Source organism: Bacillus norwichensis (genome assembly GCF_014836955.1).
Classification (GTDB): domain Bacteria; phylum Bacillota; class Bacilli; order Bacillales; family Bacillaceae_C; genus Siminovitchia; species Siminovitchia norwichensis.
In genome coordinates this window covers 86644-107544 of the sequence record NZ_JACSPV010000005.1, presented here as the reverse complement: position 1 = coordinate 107544, position 20901 = coordinate 86644, and the positions used below count along the sequence as shown (strand labels likewise).

21 protein-coding genes are annotated in these 20901 nt (G+C 41.8%); 14 read left to right on the top strand and 7 right to left on the bottom strand.

The genetic code is table 11. From position 1 onward, the window contains the following. Window positions 1–13: 13 nt before the first annotated feature. Window positions 14–397, top strand: coding sequence for a 5-carboxymethyl-2-hydroxymuconate Delta-isomerase (locus H9631_RS04535; protein WP_191810347.1), 384 nt, complete (start codon window positions 14–16; stop codon window positions 395–397). A 168-nt stretch (window positions 398–565) separates the two neighbouring features. Here the strand turns inward: H9631_RS04535 and H9631_RS04530 are convergent, their stop codons facing one another. The 3 genes from H9631_RS04530 to H9631_RS22810 form a co-directional block, all read right to left on the bottom strand. Beyond that, window positions 566–2074 (bottom strand): glycine betaine uptake BCCT transporter, encoded by a 1509-nt coding sequence (locus H9631_RS04530; RefSeq protein ID WP_191810345.1) that lies wholly within the window; start codon window positions 2072–2074, stop codon window positions 566–568. A 220-nt stretch (window positions 2075–2294) separates the two neighbouring features. Continuing rightward, window positions 2295–3881: a sodium:solute symporter family protein gene (locus tag H9631_RS04525; protein WP_191810343.1), complete on the bottom strand. Its 1587-nt coding sequence runs from the start codon at window positions 3879–3881 to the stop codon at window positions 2295–2297. Then, window positions 3878–3985 (bottom strand): symporter small accessory protein, encoded by a 108-nt coding sequence (locus H9631_RS22810; protein WP_404801714.1) that lies wholly within the window; start codon window positions 3983–3985, stop codon window positions 3878–3880. Before H9631_RS22810 ends, H9631_RS04525 begins: the two co-directional genes overlap by 4 nt. Window positions 3986–4456: 471 nt before the next feature. Between H9631_RS22810 and pxpB the strand changes: the two genes are divergently transcribed. The 6 genes from pxpB to H9631_RS04495 all read left to right on the top strand — a co-directional run bounded on the left by pxpB (window position 4457) and on the right by H9631_RS04495 (window position 9774). After that, a complete protein-coding gene (gene pxpB, locus H9631_RS04520) occupies window positions 4457–5164 on the top strand; it encodes a 5-oxoprolinase subunit PxpB (protein WP_191810341.1) in 708 nt (235 codons plus the stop codon). 2 nt (window positions 5165–5166) lie between these two features. Continuing rightward, window positions 5167–6180, top strand: coding sequence for a 5-oxoprolinase subunit C family protein (locus H9631_RS04515; protein WP_191810339.1), 1014 nt, complete (start codon window positions 5167–5169; stop codon window positions 6178–6180). After that, window positions 6181–6954: a LamB/YcsF family protein gene (locus H9631_RS04510; RefSeq protein ID WP_191810338.1), complete on the top strand. Its 774-nt coding sequence runs from the start codon at window positions 6181–6183 to the stop codon at window positions 6952–6954. A 166-nt stretch (window positions 6955–7120) separates the two neighbouring features. Further along, on the top strand, window positions 7121–7489 hold the full coding sequence (locus H9631_RS04505; RefSeq protein ID WP_191810336.1) for a Na-translocating system protein MpsC family protein: 369 nt from the start codon (window positions 7121–7123) through the stop codon (window positions 7487–7489). 120 nt (window positions 7490–7609) lie between these two features. Next, window positions 7610–8632 carry a Nif3-like dinuclear metal center hexameric protein gene (locus tag H9631_RS04500; RefSeq protein WP_191810334.1) on the top strand — a complete coding sequence of 341 codons (1023 nt, stop codon included), beginning with the start codon at window positions 7610–7612 and terminating at the stop codon, window positions 8630–8632. 17 nt (window positions 8633–8649) lie between these two features. Next, the gene (locus tag H9631_RS04495; RefSeq protein WP_191810332.1) at window positions 8650–9774 is read left to right on the top strand and encodes a hypothetical protein; all 1125 of its coding nucleotides are present in this window, start codon (window positions 8650–8652) and stop codon (window positions 9772–9774) included. Here H9631_RS04495 and H9631_RS04490 read toward each other — a convergent pair. Continuing rightward, window positions 9766–10230, bottom strand: a complete 465-nt coding sequence (locus H9631_RS04490) for a hypothetical protein (protein WP_191810330.1) — start codon at window positions 10228–10230, stop codon at window positions 9766–9768. The genes H9631_RS04495 and H9631_RS04490 overlap by 9 nt on opposite strands. 164 nt (window positions 10231–10394) lie before the next feature. Between H9631_RS04490 and yyaC the strand changes: the two genes are divergently transcribed. Further along, window positions 10395–10973, top strand: coding sequence for a spore protease YyaC (gene yyaC / locus H9631_RS04485; RefSeq protein WP_191810328.1), 579 nt, complete (start codon window positions 10395–10397; stop codon window positions 10971–10973). Window positions 10974–11055: 82 nt separating this feature from the next. Further along, complete coding sequence (locus H9631_RS04480) at window positions 11056–11736, top strand: GntR family transcriptional regulator (RefSeq protein ID WP_191810327.1); 681 nt, start codon at window positions 11056–11058, stop codon at window positions 11734–11736. A 59-nt stretch (window positions 11737–11795) separates the two neighbouring features. On the opposite strand, the gene H9631_RS04475 is transcribed toward H9631_RS04480, so the two are convergent. Continuing rightward, complete coding sequence (locus tag H9631_RS04475) at window positions 11796–12593, bottom strand: aspartate dehydrogenase (RefSeq protein ID WP_191810325.1); 798 nt, start codon at window positions 12591–12593, stop codon at window positions 11796–11798. A gap of 268 nt (window positions 12594–12861) precedes the next feature. Here H9631_RS04475 and H9631_RS04470 point away from each other — a divergent pair, with 268 nt between their 5' ends. Next, window positions 12862–14310: a hypothetical protein gene (locus H9631_RS04470; RefSeq protein ID WP_191810323.1), complete on the top strand. Its 1449-nt coding sequence runs from the start codon at window positions 12862–12864 to the stop codon at window positions 14308–14310. Between the two features lie 224 nt (window positions 14311–14534). Here H9631_RS04470 and H9631_RS04465 read toward each other — a convergent pair whose 3' ends face one another. Both H9631_RS04465 and H9631_RS04460 read right to left on the bottom strand, forming a co-directional pair. Continuing rightward, complete coding sequence (locus H9631_RS04465; RefSeq protein WP_191810321.1) at window positions 14535–15908, bottom strand: hypothetical protein; 1374 nt, start codon at window positions 15906–15908, stop codon at window positions 14535–14537. A 487-nt stretch (window positions 15909–16395) separates the two neighbouring features. Beyond that, window positions 16396–16728, bottom strand: coding sequence for a hypothetical protein (locus H9631_RS04460; protein ID WP_191810319.1), 333 nt, complete (start codon window positions 16726–16728; stop codon window positions 16396–16398). A gap of 312 nt (window positions 16729–17040) precedes the next feature. Between H9631_RS04460 and H9631_RS04455 the strand changes: the two genes are divergently transcribed. From H9631_RS04455 to H9631_RS04440, 4 genes are all read left to right on the top strand, one after another. Next, on the top strand, window positions 17041–17373 hold the full coding sequence (locus tag H9631_RS04455; RefSeq protein ID WP_191810317.1) for a 2Fe-2S iron-sulfur cluster-binding protein: 333 nt from the start codon (window positions 17041–17043) through the stop codon (window positions 17371–17373). Window positions 17374–17409: 36 nt separating this feature from the next. After that, the gene (locus H9631_RS04450) at window positions 17410–18183 is read left to right on the top strand and encodes a creatininase family protein (protein WP_191810315.1); all 774 of its coding nucleotides are present in this window, start codon (window positions 17410–17412) and stop codon (window positions 18181–18183) included. Between the two features lie 150 nt (window positions 18184–18333). Beyond that, entirely contained in the window at window positions 18334–19062 is a 729-nt protein-coding gene (locus H9631_RS04445; protein ID WP_120117355.1) for a TenA family transcriptional regulator, read from the top strand. Window positions 19063–19429: 367 nt separating this feature from the next. After that, the gene (locus H9631_RS04440; protein ID WP_191810314.1) at window positions 19430–20896 is read left to right on the top strand and encodes an aldehyde dehydrogenase family protein; all 1467 of its coding nucleotides are present in this window, start codon (window positions 19430–19432) and stop codon (window positions 20894–20896) included. Window positions 20897–20901: the final 5 nt, after the last annotated feature.

The following is a 20901-nucleotide window of genomic DNA, read 5'->3' as shown; positions in this document are numbered from 1 at the left end:
AGGTGGATTACAGATGCCTCATGTCATTGTTGAATACACGGACAATATTAAAGAAGAAGCCCAAATAGGCGTCCTGTTGAAACAAATAAATCAGTCTCTTATCGATAGCGGTGGCGTGTTCCCAATTGCAGGAATTCGTTCGCGGGCCATCGAATTGAAGGATTATGTTGTCGCGGATGGATCGGATGACGATGCGTTTGTTCATGTTGCATTGAAAATCGGTGGCGGCCGTTCCGAACAAGAACTGAAGCAAGCGTGCGACAAACTGTTTGAAATGATTAAAGACCACTTTGCTGACCTGTTTGCAAAAAGGTATCTTGCTTTATCCATGGAGGTAGAAGAATTTTCTAGACCTACCTATAAACAGAATAATATTCATAAGCGATATAAAAAATAGTTTTGAGTGAAGTTGGAGCGCAGGCAGCTGAAATGGCGGCCCTGTGCTCTATTCTTTTTATCAAGTTTCTTAGCCCAGCATCAAAAAAGAGTACACTGCCTTCATAACTTCTGGCAAACAATGGATTTGCATTTAAAAAGACCGACTGCGTGACAGCCGGTCTTTACTTCAAGCTCTTTTTCTTCGGTGAAGTCCCAATTCTCTTCGCTCTTGGCGAAGTGCTTTGTAAATGGATAGCATCATTAATATCATGATCATTGAAAAAGGGAACGCTGCAATAATGAGCGCGTTTTGCAATGCTTGCAGTCCACCACTATATAAAAGAATAGAAGCCATCGCCGCGAGGAAAAATCCCCAAACGACTTTCACACTGTTTGGCGGTGTCAAAGAGCCATAAGATGTCTGCATACTAAGCACGAATGTGGCTGAATCGGCAGATGTAATGAAAAAAGTTCCGATTAAAATGACAGCGACCACTGATAGAATGGTCGAAAATGGCATTTCGTTAAAGACAGCAAAAAGCACTTCTTCTGTTGCATATTTGGTCAGGTCGACGGCTCCGGCCAGCTGAACGTCAATGGCCGTTGTCCCAAAGACAGCAAACCAGATGAAACTGACGATGACAGGGAGGATTAAGACACCGATCATGAATTCCCTTATCGTCCTTCCTTTGGAGACACGGGCAATAAAGATGCCGACGAACGGAGCCCACGAAATCCACCAAGCCCAATAAAAGATTGTCCAGCCATTGATCCATCCACGATGGCTCTCATTAAGCGGTGCAATCCTGAGACTCATTTGAATAAGGTTTTGTACATATGCTCCAATTGTGTCCGTAAACAGATTCAAGATCAACAAGCTGGGGCCCAGAATGAAAACGAGCGCCAACAAGACAATGGCCAGAATCATATTTGTATTGCTCAAATATTTGATTCCTTTGCTCAAGCCTGACCATGCTGACATGAGAAACAAGGCGGTGACGATGAGGATAATGAACAGCTGGACTGTGAAATTGTTCGGGATTCCAAACAAATAGGCAAGTCCTCCATTAATTTGCACAGCCCCGAATCCAAGGGTTGTTGCCACCCCGACAACGGTCGCAGCAACGGCGATAATGTCGACGAGCATGGCAAGCCTGCTGTGAGCATATTTTCCTAAGATGGGGCTGAGCGTCGCACTAATCAGACCTGGGCGTCCTTTACGGAAATTGAAATAGGCGAGACAGAGACCGACTAAGGCATAGACAGACCAGGCATGGATCCCCCAATGAAAGAATGTGAAACGCATGGATTCTTTGATTGCGGCATCCGTTCCTGGATCAGCCATAGGAGGGGCAATCGCATAATGGGAAAGTGGTTCAGCTGATCCCCAGAAAACAAGCCCGATTCCCATGCCTGCGGAAAACAACATGGCAAACCATGTCGGCTTTGAATATTCGGGTTGATCCTCCTGCTTCCCCAGTTTCACGGATCCCACTGGGCTAAAGATAAGAAATAGACAGAATGCAACAATGACCGTGACTAAAATTAAATAATACCAGCCAAAACCAGAGGTAATCACTGACTCAACTTTTGATGTAGCTGCCTCAAACTGGTCAGGGGCGGCCACACCGAAAACGACAGCAACCATCAAAATGGCAGCCGATACCCAAAAAACACTTGAGACTTTACTCCACAAATTAAATACTCTCCTTCCATAAATGGAGATCGATGCGATAATTTTTCAACATGCCTAACCATAACAATGATAACGAAATGATTCAAACATTTAACATACCTTTTAAAAAATAGTCATAAATTAGCATGCCCATGAACCAGTAAAAATAAAGGGGTCTGACCCCCATCACATTAAAACGTTAAAGCTTTAACGCAACGGGGGTCAGACCCCTAGATCTTTTTTAAGAGGCTGTATGGTCCGAGACTGAAGAGTCTGTTTTGAGTTGGTGTTTTTTGCCTGTCGCGAAGCTTACCGCAATAAAGACAAGCGCTGATAAGGGAAGCGCGTAAAACATTGGGTCTACAAATGTCCATGGAAATCCGAGCAAAGTGGTTTTGCCGAAAATGGCTTTGGAAACGCCAAGTGCCGCAGCTTCTTTTTGATGTAAAAACAGAAAGCCCAAAACGCTAACAACAAACCCTGTAATTGTGCTGGCCACCGCGCCTTCCTTGGTTGATCTTTTCCAAAAAAGAGCTCCGATCAATGTAGGCAAAAACCCAGCCGCACAAATCCCGAACCAGAAGGCCGTTGCCTGGGCGATGACCCCAGCGGGCATGATGTAGGCAAGGACGACCGCCGCCACAATACCAATTAACACACCCAGCCGAGAAAGGCTCATTCCAAATAGGGATTGAAAGCCCATATTTTTTAAAATATCTTCTCCAAAAGCCGAACCTTGCAAATGGATCAATGAACTGATCGTGGATATAGTCGCCGAGAGCAATGTCAAAGTGAACAAATAAATAAACCAATCAGGCATCAGTGAGTTGATGAACGTTGGAATGACCAAATCAACATTTCCTTTTGCTGCGTCAATGGCCAGCATTCCAGCTGTTTCCTGAAAATAAACATTTGTCAGCGGTCCGATCATATAAGCTGCACCCGTCATGAAGAATATGAAAATTCCCCCGACAAGGACAGAACGGTAAAGTGAACGGTTGTCCTTGACTGTCATGCTGCGCATAGCCAGCTGTGGCTGAGCAAGAACCCCGATACCTACACCCATGATAATGGTGCTGACAATTGTCCACCAAAGTGGAGAACCGAAAGCAGGCATCGAAGTCCAGCCTTGGTGGCCCTGTTCAACAAGATTTTGCGGAACCAAATCCTTCATTGCAGTCAAAGCATTGTGTGCTACCTCAACTCCGCCTAGGGTTTTGTATGTTGTCACTAGGAAAATGATCATTCCAAAAAGCATGACAATAGCAGCAAATGCATCTGTATACATTACGGCTTTAATTCCACCTGTAATGACATACACACCGACAATCATGGCAAGAACCAGAAGGGCCACATTGAAATTCATCGAAAGAGTCTCTTCTAAAAATCGTCCGCCGCCAATTAAAACAATACTTGTATATGCAGGCATGAACAGGAAAATCATAGCTCCGGAAAAAATGGTCAAAAACTTCGAGTTGTATCTTTTTCCGAGCAAATCTGAGAATGTGTATGAATTCAATTCGAGGGACAGCTTTCGAATCCTTGTCCCAAAGACAACAAACGCAACCCCGACTCCAAGAACAATATTTAAAAGTGCCAGCCAAAGCAGGCTGAAACCATAAAGAGAAGCAACGCCGCCAAACCCGATGATCGAAGATGTACTGATAAAGGTTGCTCCATAAGAAAGGGCCATGACTGTCGGACTAATGTTGCGCCCGCCAACAAGGTAATCAGATTCCGTCTTCGTCTGCTTATAGCCGTAATAAGCAAGCGCTGACATAATCCCGATGTAAACAAGAAACAAGGCAGCAAGAACAGGATAATTCATTCTGAATCCGCTCCTTTATTCCACATGATGACTCCAAATACAACACAGCCGACCATAGAAATCACAGTACCAATCCACCCCAAAACAATCATAAAATCTTCCATTCCTAACACAGTTGTCTCCTCCTCACAGTCAAAAACGCTTACATTCCATTAATTGCAAAATGGGAAAAATAGAGAAATGACTGAAATATCATATAAACTATAGTATATATTATCGTATATGATTGTCAACTCTCCCTGAATATCAATTTTGATAACGACAAGGTCTGGTGATAAAATAGGTTCAACAAAGGTATCAGACATCATCATTTTAACTTCATTCAGCGGAAGTCTCCCTTTTCAGTAAGTAGTGAGATGAAAGTATATTGGTATTCTGTTCAATAGGGGTTCAAACCACGGCTGAATAAACTCAAAGCCTTCGGCGGATGCCATAGATTTTTAGAGGAAATATATCGAGCTAAAGCTCGATTAAATCTGGGCGCAAATACGTCAGGGCGCACTTGATTGCTTGGTATCCACACAAATTGAACACTCGGGTGGTCTGGTCCCCGAACAATTCACTGAGGTGAAGACATGGATTACAAACTGTGTATGCTCGGAGACAACGCAGTGATGATAGAATTGGGAGTAGAAATCAATGAAGAGATACAACAGAAGGTTCAAACAGTAAGCTGCCTGTTAGATGAAAATAATGAAGAATGGCAGATCGAGTATATACCGACTTTTACAAGCGTCACTGTATATTACGACCCTTATCAAGCTTACAAACTCGCAAATGGAAACAAATCTCCATACAAAGCTGTTTCCGATAGAATAAGGGAAATTTTATCAGCGAGTTCAGCAGGAACAAAAATCAAGCAAAGAGTCGTTGAAATTCCAATTTGCTATGGAGGAGAGTTCGGCCCGGATTTGTCTTTTGTCGCAAAACATAATGGGCTGACACCCGAAGAGGTTGTTCATATCCACTCAAGCAGGGAATATCTCGTCTATATGCTTGGATTTGCCCCTGGTTTTCCATACTTGGGGGGAATGTCTGAGAGAATTGCCGCTCCAAGACGTGCCACCCCAAGATCAAAAATCCCGTCCAGATCATTAGGAATTGCAGGCACTCAAACTGGCATTTATCCAATCGAAACACCGGGAGGCTGGCAATTGATTGGCAGAACACCTCTCAATCTTTTTCAGCCTGAAAAAGAAGAGCCGTCATTGCTGAAGGCTGGCGACAAAATTAAATTTAATCCTATTAACGCAAAAGAGTATTATCATTGGGAGAATCCATAGTCATGATTCGAATATTGAAGTCCGGGCTGCTAGATACAATTCAGGATTTAGGAAGAATCGGTTACCAAAAATATGGTGTCATCGTCAGTGGGGCAATGGACTCGTTCTCTCACCGTCTGGCGAATGTTCTCGTCGGTAACCTTGAAAAGGAAGCTGCGCTTGAAATGACTTTATCAGGACCAGAAATGCTATTTGAAACAGATGCCCTGATTGCCATTTGCGGCGGCCATTTGAGTCCAGTAATAAATGGGGAGTCTGTACCTATGTGGCGTCCTGTGTTGATAAAAAAAGGGACAAAATTGCAATTTGGATATGCACAAAAAGGCTGCAGAGCCTATTTGGCTGTTGCTGGAGGGTTTGATGTTCCGCCTGTCATGGGTAGTAAGTCAACCTATTTACGGGCTAGTCTTGGAGGTTATCAAGGCCGATCCTTGCAGACCAACGATACGCTTTTATTTGGAAAGCCCTCTGAAGCTTCAGAAAAACTGATAGCCGGATTGTCTGCTGGGCATAATGACAGGTCTTTTATTACAGGCAGCTGGTGCATTGCTGAGGATATGTATCTTTATCGGAAGCATCCTGCTGCCATTAGGGTACTAAAGGGGGCCCAATTTGATTGGTTCGACAACAACAGCCAATTGGAGTTTTATCAAAAAGAATTCAAAGTTTCTTCTCAGTCCGACAGAATGGGGTATCGGCTTGAAGGGCCGAGTTTGGCGCTCGAACAGTCGAAGGATATGATCTCCGATGCCATTAACTTTGGCTCGATCCAGGTTCCGCCTGATGGAAGACCTATTGTTCTTATGGCAGACCGTCAGTCAGTGGGCGGCTATCCAAAAATCGGACAAATTGCATCGGTCGATTTGCCTTCAGTAGCACAGACGAAACCGGGAGAGATAATATCTTTTACTGAAATCACTACTGAAAAAGCGCAAGCTTTATATATTGAAAGAGAAAAGCTAATCGCACAAGTGAAACTCGGAATTTCTTTAAAATTAAATCGGGAGGACAAGTGAATGCACAAGGTTGACCTCAACTGTGACATGGGTGAAAGCTTCGGAAGCTTTGTAGTTGGAAATGACGATGCTCTTCTGGACTTTATCACATCCGCCAACATCGCTTGTGGGTCTCACGCGGGAGACCCGTCAACAATGAAAAAGACTGTGAGAAAAGCATTAGAAAAAAATGTGGCTATCGGAGCACATCCAGGATTTCCAGATCTGCAAGGATTCGGGCGTAGAGAAATCAAGATTTCCCCTGAGGAGACCTACGATCTAGTAGTCTACCAGATTGGGGCATTACAGGCATTCGTCAAATCTGAGGGAGGAAAGCTGCAACACGTCAAACCCCATGGCGCTCTATTCAATATGGCTGCTAAAGACCCAGATCTCGCGGAAGCCATCGCCGAGGCGGTATACAAAATCGAGCCAGAGCTTATCTTATTCGGATTAGCCGGTGCGGAGCTTGTCAAGGCTGGAAAAAAAATCGGCCTCAGGTCCGCAAACGAGGTTTTTTCCGACAGAACCTACCAACATGACGGTTCGCTCACCTCCCGGCTTGAAAAAAATGCATTGATTACCGATCATGGGATGGCTGTTGATCAAGTAATCCGGATGGTTAAAGAAAACAAAGTGAAAACAGTACAGGGACTGGACATTCCTATCCAAGCGGAAACCGTCTGTATTCATGGCGATGGAGCGACTGCTCTGGAATTTGCAAAGTCGATCCCGGAAGCGCTAAAGAAGGCAGGAATCCAAGTAAAGCCGATTGGGGAATTTCTAGGAAGGTAGTCAACAGTAAGGATTGTTTGTAAAGGACATCCTTACTGAAAAAAATGGTATATAAAATACAATTTTTTAAAAAACAACTATGTAAGGGTTTACAATAGACAAAGAGTATGGTAGATTACTGTTTAAGTATTTGGAATCTTCTTATTGAAAAGAAGGAGAAAATTGGATGAAACTGGTTGTAGGCCATTTTAAACAGGAGTTGATAAAGGATTACAATGAGCTCAACTTGCGCATGTTCGATATCGGCGTTAAAAGTCAGAAAGTAGAAATTGTGGGAGATAAGATATTAATCTTCGCCAATCATAAAAGAATTCCTTCTCTTAAACATTTGGACGAGTTTAATCGCTTAATAACCCGCATGACGGATGTCGCCATCATTGACAGCCATAAAGAGCATTTTAAGAAATTAGTTGAAGGTAAGTACGGGATGCATGTCATTTCTATTTTAAAGGACTACGATCCATCTATGGAACTGGCAGTAACCATCATTGTACTTGATAAAGATGTTAGCCAATATTTATCCAATCAATTATAAATGACTGGTCAAATGAACTCATTTGAGCGCATAAAAACCGTCAGTACTAATCAGCAGATGTTTATCTGTCCGATTTGTGCTGGCGTTTTTTTATATTAAAAACAAAAGGGAGGAAAATGTATGCATACAGTTGAGGATGTTTTAAAGGCGTTAGATGAAATTACTGGAGGGAGAGTGATTCATTCACTCGATGAAGTGTACAAGCAGGAGCATCCATTTGTCATAAAGAAATCTTCCAATCTACCGGGAAAGGATATTATCGAAACTCCGGGACTAGTTTATGGTGAGCGTAATAAGGAGGTGAAAAAGATTGCAGTAACGATGACAATGACAGAGGGATCGATTGAACTTGCCGGCGCAACCGGGGTAGATGCCATTATTGCACACCATCCAATTGCAGAGGCAGCGAATTCCGGTGGTGTTACCTTGAAAAACTATCTCGATTTATATGATATTTCAGCATTTGAACTTCATGAAGCGTTTCATGGATTGCATCCCGGAATTTCTTTTTTACACGGGCATGAGGTGTATCGTACCGACATTTCATACGGGGGACTTGAAGGGAATGTCCTATTTGTCGGAAAGGCTCTGCCCGGCGTAAACACGCTCGGTGATATTTTAAGCCGCCTGCATTCCTTTATGGGCTTGGAAGAGGAAAATAATTTGCTTTTCGTAGAAAAAGAAATTCGAAAAAATTCAACTATGACGGAAACAAGTGTAGTCACACATGGAAGGATTCTTCGGGGTGAAGCAGAAAGCCCAGTGAACAATCTTATTCATATTTTTCCACATACCGGCTTTACACCTGACCATTTAAGGCAGGTAGCGAACGAGCATCCAGAAGCTGATACTGTCCTAGCTTCCATTAGCCGTGTGTATGATGGGCATGAACTGATCCGGACAGCGGAAGAATTGAATTTGAATTTTCTTGTTGGAAACTGTCATGTACTAGAAATACTTGAAAATGGATTGCCGCTTGCCTACGCTCTGGACATGCTTCTGCCTGATGTGGAAGTAATGGTTTTCAGGGAACGGGTGACTAGTCTTCCAGCAAGAGCAGTTGGAACGCCGCAAATGATGGAGTATGCAGAAAAAATGGCGTCAACGTATTTGGTGAAGAAAAAGCTTGCTGAGCTATCCTAATAAAGGAGTGAATGAAAATGGGTGAAATTAAGCCTCTTGTGAAAAATGAAGTTTCTCTGGAGGAAGCTGTCAGCCAACCAATTCTTCGGAAAAAGAAGTGGGAAAAAATTGAATTGGTAGGTCTTGCCTTAATTATTGCCTCCTTGTCAGTCATGATGATCTCCCCGGGTACATTGGCAGGTTTGTTTACTGCGATGGTTGATAAAGTCTTTCCGGTGGTCGTCGAAGTATTTTTAACAGGAACTGTTGGAGTTACAATCATCGTTAGTGTTGTAATTGGGCGGACACTGGAAAGACTCGGATTTACTGATGCCTTAATCCGCGTGTTTCTACCAGTAACCAAACTGCTAAGAATTAACTCAGCTGTTCTGATTCCAAGTATTTATAATATCCTTGGAGATATTAACGCCGCCGGAAAAATATCAGGTCCAATACTTGTCCGATCAGGTGCCACAAAGGCTGAGCAGAAAATAGCGGTTGCTACAATGGTACAGTCGCAGCAATCCTTCTCCACCTTCATGTTGGGAATGCTCGCGTTGACTGCAGTTGGCGTCAATGCATTTATAGTTGTCATAGTTGCTGTATTCCTGCCTGTAGTGGTCGCACCCTTTATTTTGTCAAAGACCATTTATCGTGATACGAAAGCGGTAGATATTGAAAATTTGCCAAAGTTCACTCCCAAAACAGGCCCTTTGCCTACCTTGTTCAATGCTGCCCGTGAAGGAGCGGAGTTAGTTTTTCTTTTGATTATCCCTGCAGTGGCTGCAGTGTTCGCCGTAATTGGAGTTCTCGAATATATTGGTGTATGGAAACCGATCGAGTCCACGTTATCAGCAGGTTTGCTTATGTTGAATATTGATCCGGAAACCGGTATTCTTTCCATACTGGCAACCCCCACATTAGCTATGGCTCAATTATCGGAGACCGCTGCTACAATGGACCCGCGTCTGGTAATTGGATCTTTTGTACTGGCATCTTCAGGATTACCGCTGTCATCGATCCTTGGTCAAATTCCTGTTATTTGGGCGGCAAATTCTGATTTAAACGAAAGAGAAGCTATGACGGCAGCCGTCATTGGAATAGTCATGCGTTTGATTACAGCATTCTTGGTCGTTTATTTTTTAACGCCTCTATTAGTCTAATTTAGTTAGTAAGTGGGATAAATCAATCTCAAATTGGTTTTCCCGGATATTTTGAACAGAGAGTGGATCAAAGTAAAGATTGGTATCCTGAGTTTCGCTATCTTGTCTTTTCCACATTTTTAAAAAACTTGTTTGGTATATTGTATTTGCTATACCGGAATTTGGAACGGTAATGTTTAAATGAAGGGTTGACGGAGGATCTTTTGGACAGGAAATAAGACGGCATTTTTGGGATTGTAGAGGGGCGAAGTGGTTTATTGTATCAACCGATATATGATGAATCCTTCCGGTGCCAGTAAGGATTTTATTAGGGAGAACCATACCAGCTTCATAAAAGATATCCTTGCCGCTGGAGGACGGTATTTTTACTTGGTTCCACAAGATGGCGATTGAGAAAGAAGAGCCTGGCATAATAGTCCAAGTCCTTTGTGTCATTAATTCAAAACCAATTTTCATAAGTACGAAACCTCCTTTAATCAACTATATGAAAAATGAAGTACGAGAAGACCGGCTCCCTGGCTGGTCTTTTTTTCTTGAAAAAACGCGCACCTAAACTCGTAATCTCTAAAGGTGAGAACTGCTCCAGTTCTTGGGTATAATATTTAGAGGAGGGGAATCGGGTGCGCATTTTATTTGGACAAAGAAAAAAGAAGACATCAAACAAGATGCTGTCCATATCTGTCGATGGTGACGGTATCACTACAATGGCAGATATGATTAGTGAAATTCTAAATATCTCCACCTCCAAAGACGTTATCTTCCTTTGTGTTGGTTCCAGTCGTTCAATAGGTGACTCCCTGGGACCTACTGTTGGGACCTTGCTGAAAGAAAAAGAGGTGCCTTTTCATGTATTGGGTACATTGGATTCTCCTGTTCATGGATTGAACTTAAATAGTACCATGAAAAAAATACAAAACGAATTTACTTCCCCGCTCGTTATTCCCATTGATGCCAGCCTGGGAGATTCTTCTCAGGTAGGGAAGGTCCACTTAATAAATGGTCCACTGATTCCTGGAAGAGCCACCAATAAATCTCTCCCACCAATTGGCGACTATCATTTAAGGGCGGTAGTGAATGAACTGGATCCATTGATGCCGGTAAAATCCTTAAATGGAGCAAAAGCCGAAGTTGTTGAACAGCTAGCAATGTTAATCACAAAGGTACTTAGCCAAGTTAAAGTAAAGAACGGCACTATTTGATATTTACAGAAAAATCAAGTATAATTTGTATATAGTATACCGAACAGGGTGGATAAATTGGATAAAGAAGGGAGGGTACGCTTTGACGAGCTGGACAGAAGAAAGCCTGCTCTCTATTCGAGAGAGAGCCTACAGGCATCTGAAAAATCTGATTTTAGAGGGAGAATTGAAAACGGGGGATCGTCTGATTGAGCGTGAGCTTGCTGAGAAATTAAAGATAAGCAGGACGCCAATCCGTGAAGCGTTATTTCGATTAGAATCCCAAGGCTTTGTGAAAACCATCCCAAGAAAAGGGGTAATGGTTGCAGATATATCTGAAAAAGAAATTCTAGAAACGTTCACGATTCTGTCTTCTTTGGAATCTTTGGCAGCTAAACTAGCGGCTCAAAAGCTGGATGAAGCAACGGAAAAGAAATTTAAAGAGTGTATCGAAAGAGTGGAAGAACAGCTGAAAAGCCCAGATGTCGACTACGCTGAGCTGCATAGCGAACTGAACTATCTCCTATACAGTGCTGCGAAAAATTCCAAGCTATATGAAATCTTAGGTGGACTCACAGATTATATCCGTGCCTTCGCAAAGACAGGTTTTAAGAAGGAAGGCTGGCCAAAGCAATCGATGGAGGAACATTTGGCCATCATGAGGGCAATCTGTAACAGGGAAGTGGAGATGGCGGAGTATTTGACGAAAATTCACATTGAAAACTCCAAGAATGCATATATCGAAGCGACCACTGGTAAAAAAGAAATTTCAACAAGTATATAAAAATAAGGGATCAGATCCATTGGGGTCTGACCCCTTTCTTTTTTTAAAAATACTAATCCTTAAATGCCAACAACGATTTCCTTCGTCAAATTCCTGAGAACTTTGGCGACACTCATAGCAACAATCGGGCTAGATTTAGGATTGGTTTTTGCCGGGTTATTTTGAATTGACAATTCCATTTTTCCAAATTCTCCCACCGCTATAATTTTATGTACATTCTGCTGAATGGTAGGATCAACGAATACCTCCACCTTGGTATTGTCAAGGCCTATGCCGGCAAAGCTCAAGGTAGCTGCAGCATTGACACTTTCAGGGAATAACTTGGCTGCATCTCTGGCGCTTCCTGCAAAAAGACAATGGGGCTTATGAATAGTTTCTAAGTTGACTTGCTCTTCAGCAATCGTACCATACCAGCTTTTCGTTGGCTTGCTAGTAACCAATTTGATTTCGTCAATTTTTCCTAAAGTGCCTGAGGCAATTCTATCCAATCCAGCAATGGCTCCAGATGGAATATAAATTTTACAAGCATTCGCCTTTGCAGTTTGAGACATTTTTTCATAAAGCTCCGTATCTGCCAGCGCTCCTGTAGATAAGAGGAGAAGGTCTGTTCCTAAGGAAAGCACCTTTGTTCCGTATGCTTTTAACGCATCATGTCCAGCAGCTTCTATGATCATATCAAACTCCTGATTAAAAAAAGTATCAGAGTTATTCGTCATCAAAATGCTGGGTAAAGCTGCATGATATTCGCTTCTTGTAAGAATTGCTCCTACACTAATATTACCTGCTCTTCCTTCTGAAATATGAGAAGCGATTTCCTTACCAATGGTTCCGTATCCAATTAATCCTACTTTCAACATATTCGATCCACCTTTTCAATTGTTATAAAAGAATTTTCAAAATCATTTGACTTAGTAAAAATAGGGTGCTATATTAATAACCATTATAACGAGTATTTCAAATTGTTTAAAGTGGTATACAATATATTATATTTTGGATGCCATAAACACAATTGATCGTTTATCTTTTTCATTATTTGAAGCGCTTACAGAAAGGGGGCAATTAATAATAGCTATCAACAGCCATTGGTAAATCCAAATTTTAAATAAACTTGGAGGGGGAAGGTTGATGGAAATGTCATTAGCTCATTGGCTCTATTTGCTAGTAACTATCATTGTGATCGGGACCATGCTTTTCCGGCGCGGTGTTGTATTGCCTATTATTGTTGGAACGTTTCTTGTAGCAGCCGTGTATAAGGGAAATGTCGTCAGTGGATTCCAAGCTGTGTTTAACGCAAACCTCGTGGCAGCAAAGGAACTGTTCAGCATTTTTCTCATCATATCCCTGATGATCGCTTTACTAAATGCTTTGAAAGGGCTAGGTGCGGATCAAAAGTTAATCATGCCGATTCAAAAAATAATGGTTAATGGGCATGTATCTTTTATTCTGCTGTTTGCAACCACCTACATTATTTCACTTTTTTTCTGGCCTACTCCCGCGGTCCCGCTAATCTGTGCATTATTAGTGCCAGCAGCAGTACGTGCGGGTGTGCCGGTTATGGTGGCAGCTATGGTTGTTGTTATATCAGGGCAGGGGATGGCATTGTCATCAGACTATATTATTCAAGTGGCTCCTGTCATTAGTGCAGCTGCAGCAGGTGTGGACAAGACATTGGTTACTGATAAATTAATGGTTCTTTCCTTGATTACAGGATTTGGTGCACTTTCTATTGTTTACCTATCTGCAAGAAAAGTGATGTCAAGGAAAACAGCCCAGTCTGCAGATGATATGAAGATGCAAGAAAGTCTTTTTGAAGAGGCAGGAGAACTGGCTGCTACAATAGAGGAAGACGCAGAGATTGTTCAAAGAAAAGAAAAATGGGGCAAGGTGTTTGCGGTTATCGTTCCGTTATCCATGCTTGCAGTCATGATTTACATGTTTCAGTTTAAAATAACCGGAGGATCCGGTTTTGAGGGGACGGATGGGGCGGCATTCGTTGGCGGCGTAGCGACAATTTTGTTGGTGCTGGCAACGATTGCGTTGAATCGCATCCATGCCCTTGACCAAATAAGTGAACATATAACTGATGGGTTTGTCTTTGCTTTTAAGGCAATGGCTCCTGTTATTCCGATTGCGGGATTCTTCTTTATGGGCAGTCATGATTTCACGCCAGCTATTCTATCATTGGGTGAAGATGCCGCGATACCGGCGTTTCTGTTTGATGCGATTCAAGCCGGACAAGTTTACATACCACAAACTTCGATCTTTGCGGGATATGGGATTCTGATCATCGGAATCATCACAGGGTTAGACGGATCAGGATTTTCAGGACTTCCATTAACTGGGGCTTTATCAGGAGCTCTGGCTCCAGGTACCAATATTGATGCATCCACTATGGCAGCCATAGGGCAGATGGGAGCCATTTGGACAGGTGGCGGAACACTCATTGCTTGGTCATCGTTAGTTGCAGTCGCTGGGTTCTTAAAAATATCGCCGATCGAACTGGCGCGCAGAAACTTTATTCCAGTCATGGTGAGCCTCTTTATCGCAACAACTGTTGCTATTTTAATATGGTAAAAGAAACTTGCTGTTATAGGTGCCTGATTCCATCAATTATGGGAGGCATCTTTTTTAGTTGAAATAGTTTTTGATAGATATTCAGGTTTAAGGAGTAAGCTCGCATCAGAAGAATGGGGTTTACGCAACAATGTGTTAAGAAACTCAGCTTTCGGCATCCCCTAAAGGTGAAGCTGAATGAAAAAACGAAAGCCCATAAGTTAGGGCTCCCGTCTTCAGTTTTTTTATGTGAACCACTGAAGTGATAGCAAATAGACAATGGTGCATCCGATGTATACGAAAGTGAAAGGCATGTTCCAATTTGATACTTTATAAGAGCTCTGCTTGACGATATTGGACATCAAACCGATGGTTGCGTTATAAGGCCCAATTAAAAATGCAGCTGATGCTCCTGAAAGCATGGCGACAGTCAATATATGAGCAGAAATGTGCGTAATGTCCGGATTCAATGTTTCAGCGATAAGTGCAAGTGTAACGGCAGGATGAAATCCAAGAAATGCAAAGGCTAATGGAATGAGAGGCAACAGCATCAAAAAGAAATTTGCTCCTATTACATTAATCAAATCGACAATCCACTCATTTACGACTTCGTTGCTATGGGATGTTTTTATTGCGGAGATAAAAAAGCCCGCAGATAAGAATAAGAAAAATTGGTCCTTCATCTTATTAGAAAAGGATCGGAAATGATTTTGAAACGCTTGTCCGAATTCTTTGTCCTTTCTCAAAAAAAGAGCCCAGATAAAGGAGAATGGAATAACTAACAATGACACAATTGTCAAAAAGGAATATGAGAGCATTGACTCAGCAACGGATACGATTATGATAAAAATGATGATAGCCAGTAATATCTGAAAAATCCGTTTGGGATTACTTGGCTCTTTTTCAATTGTTGTGGCAGCCATTTCATTCGTTGAAAGGGGGGCTTGCAGACGTTTCTGCGAAATACGCGACCCCAGATACCAATCCAATAGTAAACCAAAGATACTGAGAGGAATAACGTAGGGTAAAATGGAAACCCAACTGACTCCGGTCACCCCGATAACTATTCCCACGATTGGTGTAACGGGCGCCCAAATGAGTGGCATGGCGAACCCCCTTGTGATAGCCCGGCTCATGAACCGCTCAGAATGTTGGATTGAATATCCTTCCAAAGCCGGCTTAATAGAATAGTAAGTCATTGGCAAAGTAGCCAAGTTCATAAAAATACTGAAAAAGTAGGAAATTCCAGAAGTCAACATGTATAAATGTTTGTTCGTCTTTATTTTATTATGTAAGATGGCTTGAATATCAGAGCTATATTTTCCAATGGTGATGGGAATGCCCAATATCGGGATCAAAGTGAACATCATCAGCAGGTCCAGCATAGGCCCGAAGGATAAAATGTACTCTGGCCAGCTTACTCCACTATTTAATAGTAGGAACAGCCCTGCTGCTAAAAAAACACCCCCTAAAACTTGCACAAACCTAGATACTTTAAAAAAAGTCACCAGAACAGCAATCATGCATAGTACAGATATCACGGCGGATAAGCCTGACGAAGGGACAAGAATGGAGAGAAAGTATAAAATCAAAATAAAAATAAATAAAGGGTTTAACATCTTGGAGCCTCCTTAATTAATTCATTTGGTATACCAAATGGAGGGTTTATCGAAAAATAAACGAATTAATTACGTATATTATACAATAGATTTGGTATATGGTATACCAAATTAGAGTAAAATCTGATATAATAACTATCATATCAGATGAAGGAGAGTTGAAGTATGATGAAATTTTTGTTCGACTCCAAGCAAGTAAAGGAAAAGGCAGATAAAAAGTTGGCACGTTTAAGAAAGATGATTGGATTTTAACTTCATTCTGCAAAAGTCTCGCACTTTTGTAAGTGCTGAGATAATGCGTATTGGTATTCTACTAAAACCCGGTTGAATGAAGTTAAAGCCTCCGGCGAATGCCACAGGTTTTCAGAGGCAATGTATCGAGTGGAGATCGATAAAATCTGGGGACAAATATGCCAAGTCGCATTCGATAATCAAGAAAAACAGCGATCCCCCCTCATTTATTTGAGAGGGGGATCGCTGTTTGCAGTTAAGCCGATGCGTTTTCCAGTTTTACAAGCCTCGAATTGGAAAATTTGTCCGAATCGTTTTTGTCAGCAATTTCGTATAATTCTTCCCGTACTTCTTCGATTGTGTCAAAGTGCTCGAAAAACTTTACTCTAATATAGTTCACATATTCCTTGCCATGATATTCCTCAGACATTTTTATTTTTGCTTTTTCATCTAATACCTTGGCAATTGTATACTTCGCCCTCAGTTTGTTAAAAAAATAGAAGTTGTACGTTTCCACAATCTCTAATCCCTCATTGTTAAGATCTGTCTGAAAAGTTTCCTTGTTGGTCAGTAAAATAAATTTTGTCACTTGTTAACCACTCCTTTATTAATTTTCCTGAAAATGGCAACTTTTTGGTGTATTGTATACCATTTGTGTGATTAATAGTTTATATCAAAGTATATAAAAATTCAACAGTATATTTAGAATATTTGATTTTAAAAATCAACTTTCATATATCACTTGACACATCAGTGTATGAACAGTAATATAAAATTCAAATCATCATGAATTGATAATTCCTATTTATTAGATTCTTTTAAAATTTCCTTGCCTTCATCATTTTATTGGTATACAATGTACCTAAGCTGAAATTTCAATTTAAGGGGGGGATGTCTTCAAATGCCTAAAGTGATTCTTCATGTGGATGGGACAACTGTAGAGCAAGAAGTGAAAGAAAATGCTAATTTGGTCGTTTTAGCCGGAATTAAAGAATTTCCGAAATTAAAGTTTGGGTGCGGAATGGGGAAGTGTACAAGGTGTACATGCCGCGTGATCAATGGATCTGAAGGGCTTGACCCACCAAACTGGAAGGAACAAAATATACTGGGGGAAAAGCTCGAAGAGGGTTACCGGCTTACTTGTCAGTTGTATATTCAAAAGGATATAGAAATTTCCCAGGAGAATATCAAAATAAAGCCTCCTAGAAAACGTGGTACGATAATGACTAAGTGAAATGAAAGCGGTGACAATGTATAGAAGGTGAAGCGAATGAATTGTTATGAACTGGCAAAGATGACATGGGAAGAAGTCGAAGCCGCTTTGGAAAAAGCAAGACTTGCTATTATACCTGTTGGGGCACATGAACAGCATGGCCCGCATATGGTAGAGAGCTGCGATGCGGTTTTGGCAGAAAAGATGGCTGTCAAACTAGGTGAACGATTATTTCCATACGCACTTATCGCACCGACGGTCAATATGGGTGTTTCTTCACATCACCTGAATTTTCCAGGGACGATTTCCCTTAAACCGACCACACTGATTGCTCTGCTGAAGGACATAGTTTCATCATTGAAGTGTCATGGCATTCAGCAGTTTTTATTTCTCAATTCACATGGGGGCAATCAATCAACACTGGATGTAGCCGTCAATTTGATAAACGAAGAAATGGATGTCGAAGTATTTTATGCGAAAACAACTGCTTCAGCCAAAAAAGCGATAGCTGAAAATGTGAAGTCATCCTTATTTGGTCATAGTTGTGAAAGAGAAGTATCAGAGGCATTTTACCTGGCTCCGGAATTGATTCGCACTAACAAGCTTCAAAAAGGTGATATACAGGAGTCGGGAAGGTGGCAGCACTTAAGGCCGGGATGTGCGCTGCAAGGTTTTTATCACTATGAAGAAATGACTGCAAATGGATGTATTGGGGACGCATTGCAGGCTGATTTTGAGATTGGCAGGAAAATAGTTGAGGAAGCCCTGGATCAGCTTTCGAATGAGCTGATAAAAGTATTAAAAATAGAAAAAGATGCTATGCTGCACTAAAAACTAGTATTTATACACTAATAAAAGCTTAGTTTACAAGTTATGAATCTGTGAATCCCCTTTAAGTTAAAAATGCCAATGGTTCAATTCGTTTTTTAACTTAAATGGTATACAAAATAATAAATACAAATTAACAAGGAGGATTTTACAATGGCAGAACTATTATCAAAAGAGGACTTTCGTAAAGAGTTGGAGATTGCAATCGCAGGAAATCACAGCCAGAAAGCTCCATTTACAGTAGCTTGGGCAGAAGGAAAGCTTGAAAGAAAACACTTTGCAAGGTGGGCAGAGAACCACTACCATTACGTTGGACCGTTTGCAGACTATTTGGCGTACATCTATCACAATACTCCAATGGATGAGAAGTTCGTAAGTGCGAAGGATTTTACATTGCAAAATATGTATGAAGAAGAAATTGCAGGTGACCGTCATACGGACTTATTGATACGTTTTGCTGAAGCCTGCGGCTCATCCGCCGAAAGAGTTGTAGATCCTAACAATATGGCCATCACAACACTTGGACTTCAAAGCTGGTGCTATGCAGTGGCGGCACGCGAAAACTTCGTAGTAGCTACGGCTGCACTTGTTGTAGGTCTTGAATCTCAGGTGCCTGATATCTATAGAAAGCAGACACCTGCATTAAGGGAAAAATACGGATTCACAGATGATGAGATTGAATTTTTCGACCTGCACATTGTCTCAGACGAAATCCATGGCGAGCGTGGATACAAGATTGTGTTGGAGCATGCAGACACTCCGGAATTGCAGCAAAGTTGCCTTGAGATAGTACGCACTGGTGCCAAAATGCGCCGCATGTATATGGATGGCTTGTGGAGAGAATACATCGAACAGGATCTTGGAGAACTGATTAAGTCGTAAAAAATGATTAAATTTGTTAGGTCAAGCCCAAGAAAGCTTTGATTTTGGTGACCAAGATACTTTTAACTTTATTCAGCAGAAGTCTCTGACTTCTGTAAGTGGTGAGATGAAAGCAGATTGGTATTTATTCTGGTGGGGGTTCAAATCTGACTGAACAAAGTTAAAGCCTTCGGCGGATGCCGCAGATTTTCAGAGGAAATGTATCAATTGGGGATCAATAAAATCGGAGCGCAAATACGCTAAGGCGCATTTGGTACGCGTAACTCCTATTAGAAGAGCCTGTCAAGACGGATCGCTGTTACTTTCAAATTGATGAAACAATAGCGGTCCGTTTCATTGGGAAAAACATAGGAAAAGGTGATAAATATTGCTGACTACAACAAAGGTAGACACATTTAAAAATTTGATAGACGGCAACTGGAGCGAGACTCAAAGCGGGCAGACATTCTTGAGCATCAATCCGGCAAATAAGGAAGAAATTGTAGGAGTTTTCCAGGCCTCTAATGAGGAAGATGTCCGTCAGGCAATCGATGCTGCTTCCAGAGCTTTTCCGCAATGGGCTGCCACCGCGCCATCCAAGCGAGCGACAATCTTAAATAAAGCAGCAGACATTTTGGAGCAGCGAGCTGATACATTGGCTGAAGAATTGACAAGAGAAGAAGGGAAGCATGTCAATGATGCTAGGAACGAAGTGCTGAGATCTGCACAGACGCTGCGCTTTTATGCTGTAGAAGGTCAGAGTTTCACAGGAGAGACATTTCCGCACGACGATCCGAACATGAAGGTATCTACTGAGCGTGAGCCGCTTGGAGTGATTTCCGTCATTACACCTTGGAACTTTCCGATCTCTATTCCGGCCAGAAAGATTGCACCGGCTTTAATCACTGGAAACACAGTGGTATTCAAACCTTCATCGGACACTCCACTCATCGCTTTCAGATTGGTTGAGGCACTGCAGAATGCAGGACTACCAAAAGGAGTTATCAACTTTGTGACTGGAAAATCATCTGACATAGGTGATTTGTTAGTAACCCATCAAGCGATAAAAGCTGTTACCTTTACTGGCTCGACGGCTGCGGGAGAAGATATTCACAGCAAAGCCTCCTTTAACACGAGGACACAAATGGAGCTTGGTGGAAAAAACCCCATCATTATTATGGATGACGCGGATATGGATTTGGCTGCAACATTGACGGTCAATGGGGCCTTCTCTCTGAGCGGGCAGGCTTGCACCGGAACAAGCCGTGTCATCGTCCTTCAAAATGTTAAAGATGCTTATATGAATAGACTGATTGAAAAAACGAAGAATCTTAAGATCGGTAATGGCTTCGAAGAAGGAGTCAAAATCGGGCCAGTAGCTAACGAGCGTCAGTTGCAAAACATCTTGAATTATATTGACATCGGTGTTAAGGAAGGTGCAAATCTCGTGTACGGTGGTAATCAGCTCGCTGATGACCAGTATGCTAAAGGCTATTATGTGGAGCCGACTATTTTTACAGGTGTAAAACCAAACATGCGGATTGCGCAGGAAGAAATTTTTGGACCAGTTGTTGCCGTCATTGAAGTGTCTACATATGAGGAAGCAATGGAAGTGGCAAACAGATCAGATTACGGACTTTCCGCTTCAATCGTGACGAATAGCCTTCATATTGCAAACGATTTTACGAAGAAAATTCAGGCAGGTACTGTAAAAGTGAATAGGACCACAACAGGAAACTTGATGAATGCCCCGTTTGGTGGGTTTAAAAAGTCCAGTACAGCAACATTCCGAGAATCCGGAAGAGTTGGATTGGAATTCTTCACACAAGTAAAAACAGTCTATGTCGGTTATTAAATGAG

Coding starts and splice junctions, on each gene's coding strand:
- H9631_RS04535 (WP_191810347.1), top strand. CDS start 14: ATGCCTCATGTCATTGTTGAATACACGGACAATATTAAAGAAGAAGCC.
- H9631_RS04525 (WP_191810343.1), bottom strand. CDS start 3,881: ATGAATTATCCTGTTCTTGCTGCCTTGTTTCTTGTTTACATCGGGATT.
- H9631_RS22810 (WP_404801714.1), bottom strand. CDS start 3,985: ATGGAAGATTTTATGATTGTTTTGGGGTGGATTGGTACTGTGATTTCT.
- pxpB (WP_191810341.1), top strand. CDS start 4,457: ATGGATTACAAACTGTGTATGCTCGGAGACAACGCAGTGATGATAGAA.
- H9631_RS04515 (WP_191810339.1), top strand. CDS start 5,167: ATGATTCGAATATTGAAGTCCGGGCTGCTAGATACAATTCAGGATTTA.
- H9631_RS04510 (WP_191810338.1), top strand. CDS start 6,181: ATGCACAAGGTTGACCTCAACTGTGACATGGGTGAAAGCTTCGGAAGC.
- H9631_RS04505 (WP_191810336.1), top strand. CDS start 7,121: ATGAAACTGGTTGTAGGCCATTTTAAACAGGAGTTGATAAAGGATTAC.
- H9631_RS04500 (WP_191810334.1), top strand. CDS start 7,610: ATGCATACAGTTGAGGATGTTTTAAAGGCGTTAGATGAAATTACTGGA.
- H9631_RS04495 (WP_191810332.1), top strand. CDS start 8,650: ATGGGTGAAATTAAGCCTCTTGTGAAAAATGAAGTTTCTCTGGAGGAA.
- H9631_RS04490 (WP_191810330.1), bottom strand. CDS start 10,230: ATGAAAATTGGTTTTGAATTAATGACACAAAGGACTTGGACTATTATG.
- H9631_RS04475 (WP_191810325.1), bottom strand. CDS start 12,593: ATGTTGAAAGTAGGATTAATTGGATACGGAACCATTGGTAAGGAAATC.
- H9631_RS04470 (WP_191810323.1), top strand. CDS start 12,862: ATGGAAATGTCATTAGCTCATTGGCTCTATTTGCTAGTAACTATCATT.
- H9631_RS04465 (WP_191810321.1), bottom strand. CDS start 15,908: ATGTTAAACCCTTTATTTATTTTTATTTTGATTTTATACTTTCTCTCC.
- H9631_RS04455 (WP_191810317.1), top strand. CDS start 17,041: ATGCCTAAAGTGATTCTTCATGTGGATGGGACAACTGTAGAGCAAGAA.
- H9631_RS04450 (WP_191810315.1), top strand. CDS start 17,410: ATGAATTGTTATGAACTGGCAAAGATGACATGGGAAGAAGTCGAAGCC.
- H9631_RS04445 (WP_120117355.1), top strand. CDS start 18,334: ATGGCAGAACTATTATCAAAAGAGGACTTTCGTAAAGAGTTGGAGATT.